At 73.5% G+C, this 12425-nt stretch carries 9 protein-coding genes, 1 pseudogene and 4 riboswitches; of the genes and pseudogenes, 9 read left to right on the top strand and 1 reads right to left on the bottom strand.

Going from position 1 to position 12425, the window contains the following annotated elements:
- Positions 1 to 48 precede the first annotated feature (48 nt).
- On the bottom strand, positions 49 to 315 hold the full coding sequence (locus tag LPU61_RS27590; protein WP_178063172.1) for a hypothetical protein: 267 nt from the start codon (positions 313 to 315) through the stop codon (positions 49 to 51).
- Positions 316 to 430: 115 nt separating this feature from the next.
- Positions 431 to 645, top strand: a riboswitch (cobalamin riboswitch).
- A 113-nt stretch (positions 646 to 758) separates the two neighbouring features.
- Here LPU61_RS27590 and metE point away from each other — a divergent pair.
- From metE to LPU61_RS27635, 9 genes and pseudogenes are all read left to right on the top strand, one after another.
- Positions 759 to 3007 (top strand): annotated as a pseudogene (gene metE / locus LPU61_RS27595) (5-methyltetrahydropteroyltriglutamate--homocysteine S-methyltransferase).
- A gap of 127 nt (positions 3008 to 3134) precedes the next feature.
- A riboswitch (cobalamin riboswitch) is annotated at positions 3135 to 3269 on the top strand.
- 98 nt (positions 3270 to 3367) lie between these two features.
- Entirely contained in the window at positions 3368 to 4411 is a 1044-nt protein-coding gene (locus LPU61_RS27600; RefSeq protein WP_229406610.1) for a peptidase, read from the top strand.
- Positions 4412 to 4462: 51 nt separating this feature from the next.
- Entirely contained in the window at positions 4463 to 4942 is a 480-nt protein-coding gene (locus LPU61_RS27605) for a hypothetical protein (RefSeq protein ID WP_229406611.1), read from the top strand.
- Positions 4943 to 5011: 69 nt separating this feature from the next.
- Positions 5012 to 5151, top strand: a riboswitch (cobalamin riboswitch).
- Between the two features lie 134 nt (positions 5152 to 5285).
- On the top strand, positions 5286 to 6734 hold the full coding sequence (locus tag LPU61_RS27610; protein WP_229406612.1) for a cell wall anchor protein: 1449 nt from the start codon (positions 5286 to 5288) through the stop codon (positions 6732 to 6734).
- A gap of 23 nt (positions 6735 to 6757) precedes the next feature.
- The gene (locus LPU61_RS27615; protein WP_374199723.1) at positions 6758 to 7615 is read left to right on the top strand and encodes a hypothetical protein; all 858 of its coding nucleotides are present in this window, start codon (positions 6758 to 6760) and stop codon (positions 7613 to 7615) included.
- Positions 7608 to 8855, top strand: coding sequence for a CbiQ family ECF transporter T component (locus LPU61_RS27620; protein WP_229406613.1), 1248 nt, complete (start codon positions 7608 to 7610; stop codon positions 8853 to 8855). Before LPU61_RS27615 ends, LPU61_RS27620 begins: the two co-directional genes overlap by 8 nt.
- Positions 8852 to 10483 carry an ABC transporter ATP-binding protein gene (locus LPU61_RS27625; RefSeq protein WP_229406614.1) on the top strand — a complete coding sequence of 544 codons (1632 nt, stop codon included), beginning with the start codon at positions 8852 to 8854 and terminating at the stop codon, positions 10481 to 10483. Before LPU61_RS27620 ends, LPU61_RS27625 begins: the two co-directional genes overlap by 4 nt.
- Entirely contained in the window at positions 10480 to 11466 is a 987-nt protein-coding gene (locus tag LPU61_RS27630) for an ECF transporter S component (RefSeq protein ID WP_229406615.1), read from the top strand. The genes LPU61_RS27625 and LPU61_RS27630 overlap by 4 nt, the downstream gene beginning before the upstream one ends.
- Positions 11465 to 11685: riboswitch (cobalamin riboswitch) on the top strand. It overlaps the preceding gene by 2 nt.
- A 114-nt stretch (positions 11686 to 11799) precedes the next feature.
- Positions 11800 to 12312, top strand: coding sequence for an acyl-CoA thioesterase (locus LPU61_RS27635; protein ID WP_229406616.1), 513 nt, complete (start codon positions 11800 to 11802; stop codon positions 12310 to 12312).
- Positions 12313 to 12425 lie beyond the last annotated feature (113 nt).

Raw genomic sequence — 12425 nt, forward strand, 5'->3', positions numbered from 1 at the left:
AAGGCAGGGGAGTCGACCACGACCGCGAGCGGCTGAGGGGTGACTCCGTCACGCCTCTCGACCCCTGACAGCTGGCCGGGCCGTATCCGAGCCGGCCAGTACCCGGGTGAGACGCTCACACATGCTGTCGGTGGAGTCGCCTTCGGCGACGATCGCCTCGATCCGCGCCAGCCGGGCCCGGGCCTGACGCACCTCGTGCTCCAGCCGGGTGGCGCGGGCAGCCGTCGCGCCTACCTGCCGTCGGCAGGCGTCGAGGCGTTCGAAGTCCTCCGGGCGAATCGCCACCCATTCGCTGCCGTCCACGAGCACGGCCACCCTGTCGATCCTACTGCCCATTCGTCACCTTCCCGTCGGACAGCTCGAGGCTGCTGCCGCGATGTCTCTGTGTCTCGAAGGGGGACGCGCCAACGCCGATCGCTTCTGGACACCTAGGATAGACAGCAGTGCTGGTTCGCTGTGACGCTCAAGCGTCGCGGCGTCGTAAGAGGGAACCCGGTGCGAGACCGGGACTGCCCCGCAGCGGTGAGTGGGAACGACCGCCGTCATCAAGCACTGGACCGCGAGGTCTGGGAAGCGACGGCCATTAGGCGACCGGACAGGTCATGCCCACGAGTCCGAAGACCTGCCCGCACCGCGTACGCCGGCCGGCGTGCGCCGCTGACGGTCTCTCGGGAAGGCCGGGGCGGAAGCCGGTGCGCCCCTGCGCCTCTTCCCTCCCGCCCTCGCGTGAGTCCTCGGACGCTTCGAGGGAAGGACCCATGAGCACCACATTCGGTCAGAGCACCGTGCTCGGTTATCCACGTATCGGTGGTAACCGTGAACTGAAGAAGGCCGTGGAGGCCTACTGGGCGGGCCGCATCGACGCCGCGGAGTTGGAGAGCACCTCGGTCGCGCTGCGCGCCGGGGTCTGGCGGACGCTGCGCGACGCCCGCCTGGACGCGATCCCGTCGAACACGTTCTCCTACTACGATCACGTCCTCGACACGGCGGTGGCCGTCGGCGCGGTCCCACGACGCTTCGCCCGACTCGGCCTGTCAGGGCTCGACACCTACTTCGCCATGGCCCGCGGCGTCGACGCCGAACCGGCGCTGGAACTGACGAAGTGGTTCGACACGAACTATCACTACCTGGTCCCGGAGATCGGACCCGACACCGTCTTCGCCGCGAACCCCGACAAGGCGTTGCGTGAGTACGGAGAAGCCCGCGCGCTGGGTATCGAGAGCCGACCGGTGCTGGTCGGGCCCGCCACGTTCCTGCTGCTGGCCAAGACCTCCACACCAGGCGTCGAGTCATTCGATCGGATGGCCGAACTCGTCGACGTGTACGCCGACGTTCTCCGTGCCCTCGCCGCCGCCGGTGTCACGTGGGTTCAGCTGGACGAACCCGCCTACGTGGCCGACCGCACCACGGCCGAGATCGAGGCGCTACACGATGCCTACATGCGGTTGTGCTCCGTGCGGCAGCGGCCGAGGATCTTCGTCGCCACCTACTTCGGGGAACTCGGTGACGCGCTGCCCGCGCTGCTGGACACGCCGGTCGAGGCGCTCGGCCTGGACCTCGTTGCCGGGCCCGGCAACCTGCGACGTCTCGCCGGAGCCGGCCCACTGCACGGCAAGACGATCGTCGCCGGGCTCGTCGACGGTCGCAACGTCTGGCGCACCGACCTTCGGGCGGCGATAACGACCGGTGCCGCGGTCACCGGGCTCGCCGACCACGTCGCCGTGTCCACCTCCTGCTCCCTGCTGCACACACCGGTGGATCTCTCCGCCGAGACCACGCTCGATCCGCAGCTGCGACGGCGGTTGGCCTTCGCCCGGCAGAAGGTCGACGAGGTCGTCCTGCTCGGCCGCGCCCTGCGCGACGGCACGACGCCGCTGCCTGAACCGCTACCACCCGCCCCGAAAGCGTGGCGCGACGACACCGTGCGGGGCAGGCTCGCCGCGCTGCGCCCAGGCGACAGGCAACGGGGCGACCACCGGCGGCGGGCGGCGGTCCAGCAGGCCCGGTTGCACCTGCCGCCGCTGCCCACCACGACCATCGGCTCGTTCCCGCAGACCGCCGAGCTGCGTGCGGCCCGCGCCGCACACCGGTCCGGCCGGCTCGACGACTCCGGCTACGTCCAGCGGATGCGCGCCGAGGTCGAGCATGTCATCCGGCTCCAGGAGCGGCTGGGCCTCGACGTACTCGTGCACGGCGAGCCGGAGCGCAACGACATGGTCCAATACTTCGGTGAGCAGTTGACCGGTTTCGCCACGACCGAGCACGGCTGGGTGCAGTCGTACGGCTCCCGCTGCGTCCGCCCGCCGGTCATCTACGGCGATGTGGCCCGCAGGCTCCCATGACGGTCGCCTGGTCCTCCTACGCGCAATCGCTGACCGACCGGCCGGTCAAGGGCATGCTCACCGGACCGGTGACGATCCTCGCCTGGTCGTTCGTGCGCGACGACCAGCCGATCAACGTCACCGCCGACCAGATCGCCCTCGCCCTGCGTGACGAGTGCCGCGACCTTCAGGCGGCCGGCATCCGGGTGATCCAGGTCGACGAGCCGGCCCTGCGGGAAACCCTGCCCCTGCGCGCGGCGGACCAGGATGCCTACCTGGACTGGGCGGTAGGCGCGTTCCGCCTGGCCACCAGCGGTGTCGCCGACGACATCCAGATCCACACCCATCTGTGCTACTCCGAGTTCGGTGAGATCATCGCCGCCATCGACGCCCTCGACGCCGACGTCACCAGCATCGAGGCGTCCCGCTCGAGGATGGAGGTCCTCGGCGACCTAGCCGCGGCCGGCTACCACCGCGGAGTCGGGCCAGGCGTGTGGGACATTCACTCGCCCCGGGTCCCGCCACGTGACGAGGTCGTCGAGGCGCTTCGCCGGGCCTTGGCGGTGGTGCCGGCCGAGCGGCTGTGGGTCAACCCCGACTGCGGCCTGAAGACCCGCAGCTATCCCGAGGTCGAGGCGTCTCTGGCGCACCTCGCCGCCGCCGCCGTCGAGCTTCGCGGCAGGTGAGCGCAGGCCGGGCGGGACGCCGACACCGTCCCGCCCGGCACGGCCGAGCGACCGTGTCACCCTGTCGCGATGGTCACCGTGTGTTGATGTCGGGCAACGCATTGACACGTGCTGCCCCGCCCGGCCAGACTGACGCGACAACTTCATCAGCGTGCGCGTAGGGGGAAGTCCGGTCGAAGTCCGGCGCTGGCCCGCAACGGTAGGCCATCGGGGTGTGCTCCGATGACAAGCCCGAATACCCGACGTGCCCGCGATTTCGCTCCCCCACCCGTCGTGGCCCACGGGTCGGAGTCCCGGTCGACCCCGTGCCACGGTGGTCGTTCGGGTTCTGACGACCGCCGGGCCGGAAAGGCGCTTCCGATGGTCGTTCGCCTGAGCCGGCACCGCCTGCTCGCGCTGTTCTGCGGTGTGCTCGCCGCCCTCACAGTCACCACGCCCGCGCTCGCCGCTCCCGCGCCCGCCGGCCCGACCCGGGCGGAGGCCGCCGCCGGGTGGCTGGCCCGGCAACTAATCGACGGGGAACGCTTCGAGGTGGTCTACGACGGGGTCGCCTACCCGGACCAGGGGCTCACCCTCGACGCGGTGTTCGCCTTCGCCGCTGCCGGCGTCGCCGACGACTCCGGCACGCGGGCGCTGGCCTGGGTCAGCCGGCCGGACGTCCGCGACGCCTACGTGGGCGACGGCACGACCGAGGCGTACGTCGGCGCCACCGCCAAACTCGCCCTCGCCGTCGCGGTGCGCGGCGGTGACCCGACGGATGTGGGCGGGGTGGACCTGGTCGCCCGCCTGCGCTCGCTCCAGTCGCCGACCGGCCGGTTCACCGACCGGTCGGCGTTCGGCGACTACAGCAACGCCTTCAGTCAGTCCTTCGCGATCCTCGCGCTGGACCGGACCGCACAGGGCGTGCCGGCAGCGGCCGCGTCCTGGCTGGCCGGCACCCGCTGCGCCGACGGTGGCTACCCGCTGCTGCCCGCCCAGCCGGTCTGCACCTCCGACGTGGACGCCACCGCGCTCGCGGTGCAGGCGTTGCGGGCGGCCGGCCGCAGGGCCGACGCCGCCCCGGGGCTGCGCTGGCTGCTCTCGGTGCAGGGCGCGAACGGCGGGTTCGCCAACGTAGGGGGAACACCGAACGCGAACAGCACCGGGCTCGCCGCGCAGGCGCTGCGCGATGGTCACCGGCCGCTGGCCTGGGCGCGGGCCCGCACGTTCCTCGCCGGACTCCAGGTCGACTGCGCCGGCGCGTCAGCCGACCGGGGGGCGGTCGACTTCGACGGCGGCGCCTTCGACCCGGCCACCGCCGCCCGCGCCACCGCGCAGGCCGTCCTCGGTCTGACCGGCGCTGGGTACGCCCACCTGTCCGCCGCCGGCGCGACGACCGGCGCACCGACCCCCGACTGCCCGTGAGCCGTCCCGTCGCTCGCCTGATTCTCATTCGTCTGCTCTCGGGGAGGACCCATGTTTCGAATCGTCATTCGTAGGCGGCTTGCCGGACTGTTGGCCGCCGCCGTCGCCGCCGTCGCGCTGACCGCCGTCGAGCCTGCGCCGCAGGCCGCGCACGCCGCCGCGTGTACCGACACGTCGGGGGTCACCGTGGTGGTCGACTTCGCCGCCCTCGGCGGCGGGGTCCAGGTGGCCTGCGCCCTCGGCGACCCGGCGACTGGGCTGGCCGCCCTCCAGGGCGCGGGCTTCACCGTGACCGGAACCTCGCGCTGGGGACTGGCGTTCGTGTGCCGGATCAACGGCAAGCCCACCGCCGCGACCGAGCCGTGCGTCAACACTCCACCCGTCACCGCGTACTGGTCGTACTGGCACGCGCCGAGCGGCGGCGCCTGGTCCTACAGCACGTCCGGCGCGACCAGCTACAACCCCGCGCCGGGCAGCGTCGAGGGCTGGTCCTTCGGCGCGGGCGCCCCACCGAGCATCGCCGCTCCCTGACCCGTCGACCGACGTGCCGGGTGCCGGCCACCGCTCTGGCGTCACTCGACGTGCGGGCGGTACCGTGTCGGCACCCGGTTCACGCCGGGCACACAACTGCATACGTCCCGTGTGGGGGAAAGTCGGTTGAAGCCGGCGCTGACCCGCAACCGTGAGCGAGGCATCGACCCCGCGAGCCGGAATGCCTCGCCCGGGACGAGCGGCTTCCACTGTCGAGGTCTACAGGGTGAAGTCCGGGCCGCCGAGGTCCGTCCACCCCGCGCAACGCGTCGTCATGCGAGCGGGTGCCGACTCCTCGGCTGCGTTCCGGCGCCTTCACCGACCGCTCTGCGAAAGGCACCCCATGTCCCTGTCCCGGCACCGGCGGATCGGCACCGGTCTCGCCGCCAGCACAGCGGCGACCCTCGCCGCGATCGCCGCCCTGCCCCTGACCGTGGTTGCCGCACCGGCACCGGCCGACGCCGCCGCGGCACGCGAGGCAGCGTCCTGGTTGGCCGGTGAGGTCGCCGACGGGGCACTTCCCGGGCCGTTCGGGAGCCCTGACTGGGGCCTGACCATCGACGGAATCATCGCGTTGTCCGCGACCGGGGTGGCCGTGCCGACCCGGCAGGCGGCGACCGCGCAGGTCGCGGCGCACGTGCGCTCCTACAACAGCTACGACGACTGGGGCATCGAGGGCTTCACCGACGGCGGGGCCACCGCGAAGCTGCTCTACGCGGCCGCCGCCGCCGGAGCTGATCCCACCGACTTCGGCGGTTTCGACCTGCGGGCCGAGGCCCTGTCGCTGGTCGCCGGGGCGGACGCCGGGCATCAGCGGGGGCGGATCACCAGCCGCACCACCGCCGACAGCGGTCCGGACGCCAGCAACACCTTCGACCAGTCCTTCACGGTGCTGGGCCTGGCCCGCAGCGGCGACGTCCCGCAGGACACCGTCGACTTCCTCGTCCGGCAGCAGTGCGCGGCCGGTGGCTTCCGGCTCTACCCCGACACGGGGGACGGCCCGTCGCCGTCGTGCGACGAGCAGGCCGGCGCCACCCTCGACGTCGACTCGACCGCGATGGCCGTGCAGGCGCTGCTGGCCGCCGCAGACGAAGGGGCCACGGGTGCCGCGGCCGCGGCGGATCGGGGCGTGGACTGGTTGGTCGCCCAGCAGCATTCCGACGGGTCGTTCGGCGGCTCGGGGCCGACGACCGGCGCGAACTCCAACAGCACCGGCCTGGCCGGGCAGGCGCTCGCCGCCTCCGGACGCCATGCCGAGGCCGCCCGCGCAGCGGGCGCGCTCCGCGTGCTCCAGCTGACCACGTCGCACGGCGGCGCAGCCGCCGACGCGGGAGCCATCGCCTACAACGCCGAAGGCCTGGCCGCCGCTGTCGGGTCCGGGATCGACGACGTCTCCCGGGACCAGTGGCGTCGGGCCACCGCGCAGGCACTGCTCGGTCTCGCCCAGGTGCCGCTCGGCCGCATCGGCCTCGACCTTCCGCCGTCGTCGCCCGGGCCGACTCCAACGGGCACGGCCTCACCGACCGGAACGGCGTCCCCCACACCCACCGGGTCGCCGACGCCGACCGCACCGGCCAGCCCGACCCCGAGTGCGTCCGCCAGCACCACGGCACCGGCCCCGTCACCCACCGTGTCGGCGACCGCCGCCCCGACTGCCGCGCCGACCGCCCCGGGGGGTGCGGGTGGCCTACCGACGACCGGCGCGGCGATCACCACGTACGTGCTGATCGCGCTCCTGATGGTCGGTGGTGGGTCGCTGCTGCTGCTCCTCAGCCGACGGAGGGCGACGTGATCGTCCGGATCGTCCGCGCCGGGCTGGCCGTCGTCCTGGCCGCCGTCGGCGTGGTGGGCGAACCGGGCAGCCCGGCGATGGCCGCCGGTGCGGCCGGCTACTGCCCGGACGCCTCCGGCGTCACCGTGGTGGTCGACTTCAACGAACTCGGCGGCGGAACGGTGGTGCGGTGCGCCCGGGGCGAGCAGCCGACCGGCCTGACGGCGCTGAAGAGCGCCGGTTTCCAGGTCACCGGCACGCTGCGCTGGGGCGAGGGGTTCGTCTGCCGGATCGAGGGCAAACCGTCGGCGGCGGCCGAGAAGTGCGTCGACACGCCTCCGGCCAGCGCCTACTGGTCGTACTGGCACGCGGCCGACGGTGGCAGTTGGACGTACAGCGACAAGGGTGTGCTCAACCGCAAGCCGCCGGCCGGCACCTTCGAGGGCTGGTCGTTCTCCCTCAACCGCACCGCCAACGACGCGCCCCGTCCCGGCATCGCACCGAAACGACCGTCGCCACCACCACCGCCCACCACCGGTGGCGCACCGGTCACGCCACCGGCAGGCGGCGGGCCGGTCGCGCCTTCGTCGGCGGCCGGCGGTGGCCCCGGTTCGGCAGCGCCGACGACACGCGCGTCCGGGTCTGCGGCGCCCTCCGCTAGGACACCGGTCAGTGGATCGCCGGAGACACCTGGCGCGCCGGCCACCGCGCCGCCGACCGGCGGGTCCGGCGGCCCATCGCCGAGCGACTCCGAGGAACCGGTGCTGACCGGTGTCGCCGCACCCCGTGGCGACGGTGGCGTCCCGCTGGGCACGGCGGCGGGGGTGTTGCTGCTGGCGGCACTCGCCGCCGGTGGCGTGATCGCCGCCAGGCGGCGGCGGACCGCCGACCAGGATGACTGACCGGGCCAGACGCCACCCGGGCGCGACCGCCCGGACCGGCCGGGCGGCGTCGTGGTGGCCGTCGGCGCCGCTGCCCCGAGGGCTGCACCCGGGCGCGTGGTGGCTCTGGGCGCTGGGCTTGGCCACGGCGGCCAGTCACACCACCAATCCGTTGCCGCTGGCACTGCTGATCGCCGTCGCCGCGCTGGTGGTCGTCCGGCGGCGCGGCGACGCGCCCTGGGCGCTGGCGTTCCGGATGTACCTGGTGCTCGGCGCGGTGATCGTGGTGATGCGGGTGGTGTTTCGCATCGTGTTCGGCGGCGGGCAGGGCGACCACGTGCTGATCCGGTTGCCGGAGGTCCCGCTGCCAGCCTGGGCGGCCGGCATCCGGTTGTTCGGGCCCGTCGCCGTCGAGCAGGTCCTCGGCGGGTTCTACGACGGGCTGCGGCTGGCCGCGATGCTGATCTGCCTCGGCGCGGCGAACGCGCTGGCCAACCCGAAACGGCTACTCAAGGCGGTGCCCGGCGCGTTGTACGCGGTCGGCACGGCCGTCGTGGTCGCGTTGTCGGTCGCCCCGCAGCTGGTGGAGAGCGTGCTACGGGTCCGCCGGGCACGACGGTTGCGTGGCGCGTCCGGGCGCGGGATGCGGGCGTTGCAGGGCATCGCCCTGCCGGTGCTGGCCGACGCGCTGGACCGGTCCCTGGCCCTCGCGGCGGCGATGGACTCCCGGGGCTACGGCCGGACCGCGGCCGTGCCCCCGGGCCAGCGCGCCACCACCGGCGCGCTGGTGCTCGGCGGGCTGATCGGCGTGTGCGCCGGCACGTACGGGCTGCTCGACACCGGGGCCGGCTACCTCGGCCTGCCACTGCTCCTCGGTGGCCTGGCCACCGCCGTGGCCGGGATGCTGCTGGCCGGCCGCAGGGTCCGCCGCAGCCGCTACCGGCCGGATCGCTGGCACCCGGCCGAGCTGCTCGTCGCCGGCTGCGGCGTGGCCGCCGCCGCGCTGACCACGCTGGCCGGCGCGGTCGCCCCGGAGCTGCTCTACCCTCCGGTCAGCCCGCTCACCTGGCCCCAGCTGACGCCGTTGATGCTGCTCGCCGTCGCGGTCGCGGCGGCCCCCGCCTGGCTGGCGCCGCCACCGCCCGCGGCGCGGGTCGCCCGCCCACCGGCGGCGGTCCCGGCGCTCCCCGCCCCAGGCCCGCGGGTGGACACGGCACGCCCCGCCACCACGTCGTCGCCGGTGACGGAAGGCCCCTTATGATCATTTTTGACCGGGTCACCGTCCGCTACGTCGAGGGCGGGTCGCCGCCGCTGCGGGACGTGACGCTCCGGGTCGAGGAGGGCGAGCTCTGCCTGGTCGCCGGCCGGACCGGCGCCGGCAAGTCGACCCTGTTGCGGGCGATCAACGGACTGGTGCCGCACTTCACCGGCGGCACCCTGCACGGCACCGTCACCGTGGACGGCCGGGACACCCGCCGGCACCCGCCACGCGACCTCGCCGACGTCGTCGGCGTGGTCGGTCAGGACCCCATGGCCGGGTTCGTCACCGACACCGTCGAGGAGGAACTGGCGTACGGGATGGAGCAGTTGGCCCTGCCACCGACGGTCATGCGCAAGCGGGTGGAGGAGACCCTCGACCTGCTCGGCATCGCGGACCTGCGCGACCGGCCGCTGCGGACGCTTTCCGGCGGCCAGCAGCAGCGGGTCGCCATCGGCGCGGTGCTCACGGCCCATCCCCGGGTGCTGGTGCTCGACGAGCCCACCTCCGCGTTGGACCCCACCGCCGCGGAGGACGTGCTCGCCACCGTCACCCGGCTGGTACACGACCTCGGCGTGACCGTGGTGTTGGCCGAGCACCGGCTGGAGCGGGTGGTGCAGTACGCCGACCGGCTGCTCTACCTGCCCGGCGACGGGAGCGTGATCGACGGGACACCGGCAACGGTGCTGGCGCACATCGACATCGCGCCGCCGCTGATCGAGCTGGGTCGCCTCGCCGGCTGGACACCCCTGCCGCTGTCGGTGCGCGACGCTCGTCGGCAGGCGTCCGGCCTGCGGCGTCGGCTCGCTGACGTGGACCCGCCGCCGCCCGAGACGATGACGGAGAGGGCGGCGGCGCTGACCGCGCGGAAGATCGTCGTACGGTATCCGGGCACGGTCGCGGTGGCCGGCGTCGACGTCGACCTGCGTTCCGGCGAGGTCGTCGCGTTGATGGGCCGCAATGGGTCCGGCAAGTCGAGTCTGCTGTGGGCGGTGCAGGGTAGCGGCCCCCGCCACGGCGGCACCGTCGACGTGGCCGGACCGCAGGGGACCGTCGACCCGAAGAGGCTGCCGGCGGGCCGGGCCCGCCGGCACGTCGGCCTTGTCCCGCAGAACTCCGGCGATCTGCTCTACCTGGAGACCGTGGACGCCGAATGCGCCCAGGCCGACCGGGAGACCGCGGCGCCGACCGGCACCTGCCGGGCGCTGCTGGACCAGCTCACCCCCGGCCTGCCCGCCGACCGGCATCCCCGTGACCTGTCCGAGGGGCAGCGGCTGGCCCTCGCGCTCGCCGTCCAGCTCACCGCCGCTCCGCCGGTGGTGCTGCTCGACGAGCCGACCCGTGGCCTGGACTACCACGCCAAGCGGCAGTTCACCGAGGTCGTCCGCGCGTTGGCCGCCGCCGGCCGCGCCGTGGTGGTCGCCACCCACGATGTCGAACTCGTCGCGGCCCTCGCCGATCGGGTGATCGTCATGGCCGAGGGGGACATCGTCTCCGACGGCAGCACGGCGGAGGTCATGCTCGCGTCACCGGCGTTCGCCCCGCAGGTGGCCAAGGTCCTCGCCCCCGCGCCGTGGCTCACTGTGGAACAGGTCGCCACCGCGTTGACCCAGACCCAGGCACCGGCGTGACCGTGTTGCGGGTCGCCCCGCGTACCGCCGTGGTGCTGGCCCTGGCCTCGGCCGCCGCCCTGGCGACCTTCACCTGGCCGTTCTTCGTCCCCGCGCAGCCGGAATCCACCGCCCGCACCGGCGAGGCACCGGTGGTCTTCTTCCTGATGCTGCCGGTGCTCGTGGCGCTCGTGCTGGCCGAACTCACCTCCGGTGGCATGGACAGCAAAGCCCTGGCGATGCTCGGTGTGCTCGCCGCCGTCAACGCCGCGCTGCGCCCCCTGGGCGCGGGCACCGCCGGCATCGAGACCGTGTTCTTCCTCCTCGTCCTAGCCGGCCGGGTCTTCGGCCCCGGATTCGGTTTCCTGCTCGGTTCGACGTCCCTGTTCGCCTCCGCCCTGCTCACCGCCGGTGTCGGACCGTGGCTGCCGTTCCAGATGCTGTGCGCGTCCTGGATCGGCCTGGGCGCCGGCCTGCTTCCGGCGAGGCTGCGCGGACGGGCCGAGACCGCCGTCCTGGCGGCCTACGGCGCGCTCGCCGCCTACGGCTACGGCCTGCTGATGAACCTGTGGTTCTGGCCGTTCAGCGTCGGAGCGGACACCCAACTGTCCTACGTCGCGGGCGCGCCGGTGCTGGAGAACCTGCACCGCCTCGCCCTGTTCACCGCAGTCACCTCCACCTTCGGCTGGGACACCGGCCGCGCGATCACCACCGCGGTGGCGATCGTCCTGGCCGGCCCGGCGGTGCTCGCCGCGCTGCGCCGCGCCGCGCGCCGGGCCGCGTTCGACGCTCCGGTCACCTTCGTCGCAGCCGAACCGCAGCCGCCGGACCCGGTCGCCGACAGCGCCGAGGTCGCAGGCCCGGCCGGCACCGACGTGACCGATCCCGCCGCCGGGCCGGCCTCTGCGTCACCCGCCAGGCCACCCGGATCCATCGGCAAGGGCGATGGGGGAGGTAGGTCACATCCAGGTCCGAGCCGGCCGTCAGCTGACCAAGAACGCTAGGCTGGTTACCGGCGCTGGTTCGCCCAGGCGTTGTCACGCTCGGGCGTCGTAAGAGGGAACCCGGTGGGAATCCGGGACTGCCCCGCAGCGGTGAGTGGGAACGACCGCCGTCACCGGCACTGGGCCCGTAGGGCCCGGGAAGCGACGGCCAGTAGGAGACACCGGCGTACCCGGTCATGCCCGCGAGTCCGAAGACCTGCCCGCGCTGCGCACACAAGAGGTGTGTGCGCAGCCGTCGACCTCGCGGGCGGGTCGGGCGGGTGACGCGCTGCGGCGGGTCCTCGACGTGCGTGCCGGCTGGTCGACGGCATGCTTCCCGAGGACGGATGAACCATGCACGAGAGCGCCATTCTCGCCGGCCGGCCCCCGTCGGCGTCGCATCTGACCCTGTCACAGATCATGGACCAGCATCACACCAACCTGATGGGCACCGTCCACGGCGGCCGGATTCTCAACCTCATCGACTCCGTCGCCGGAGTGGTGGCCGCTCGGCATTCCGACGGGCCCGCAGTCACCGCCGCCATCGACGAGACCGCCTTCCTGCGCGCCGTGCGGGTCGGCGACGTCGTCCACGTCGACGCCCGGATCACCTGGGCCGGCCGCAGCTCGATGGAGGTCGCCGTCAAGGTCAGCGCGGATCGGTGGGATCGGGCGGTGCCGCCGGTCGACGTGGCCACCGCGCATCTGGTCATGGTCGCCGTCGACGACGACGGGCAACCACGGCCGGTGCCGCCGCTGCTGGCCGAGACCGACGGCGACCGGCGACGCTACCGTGAGGCGCAGATCCGCCGCGAGCACCGTCTCGCCTTGCGTCGGGCGCTACTCGACGGTGCCGAGGACGGCTGAGACCTGTCGCATTGTCGCCGCGACGCCCGCCGATCACCTCGCCACCACCGCTCAGGATCGTTGTTGCGTTGGTCGTCATCGGCGTGGATTGCGGTTGTGCGACTGCTCCTCTG

It is taken from the genome of Micromonospora sp. NBRC 110038 (assembly GCF_020884815.1).
In the GTDB taxonomy this organism is placed as follows: Bacteria; Actinomycetota; Actinomycetes; order Mycobacteriales; family Micromonosporaceae; genus Micromonospora; species Micromonospora haikouensis.

Excerpts from the sequence above, each read along its gene's own strand:
- LPU61_RS27600 (WP_229406610.1), top strand. The coding sequence starts at position 3,368 with ATGGTCGTTCGCCTGAGCCGGCACCGCCTGCTCGCGCTGTTCTGCGGT.
- LPU61_RS27605 (WP_229406611.1), top strand. The coding sequence starts at position 4,463 with ATGTTTCGAATCGTCATTCGTAGGCGGCTTGCCGGACTGTTGGCCGCC.
- LPU61_RS27610 (WP_229406612.1), top strand. The coding sequence starts at position 5,286 with ATGTCCCTGTCCCGGCACCGGCGGATCGGCACCGGTCTCGCCGCCAGC.
- LPU61_RS27620 (WP_229406613.1), top strand. The coding sequence starts at position 7,608 with ATGACTGACCGGGCCAGACGCCACCCGGGCGCGACCGCCCGGACCGGC.
- LPU61_RS27625 (WP_229406614.1), top strand. The coding sequence starts at position 8,852 with ATGATCATTTTTGACCGGGTCACCGTCCGCTACGTCGAGGGCGGGTCG.
- LPU61_RS27635 (WP_229406616.1), top strand. The coding sequence starts at position 11,800 with ATGCACGAGAGCGCCATTCTCGCCGGCCGGCCCCCGTCGGCGTCGCAT.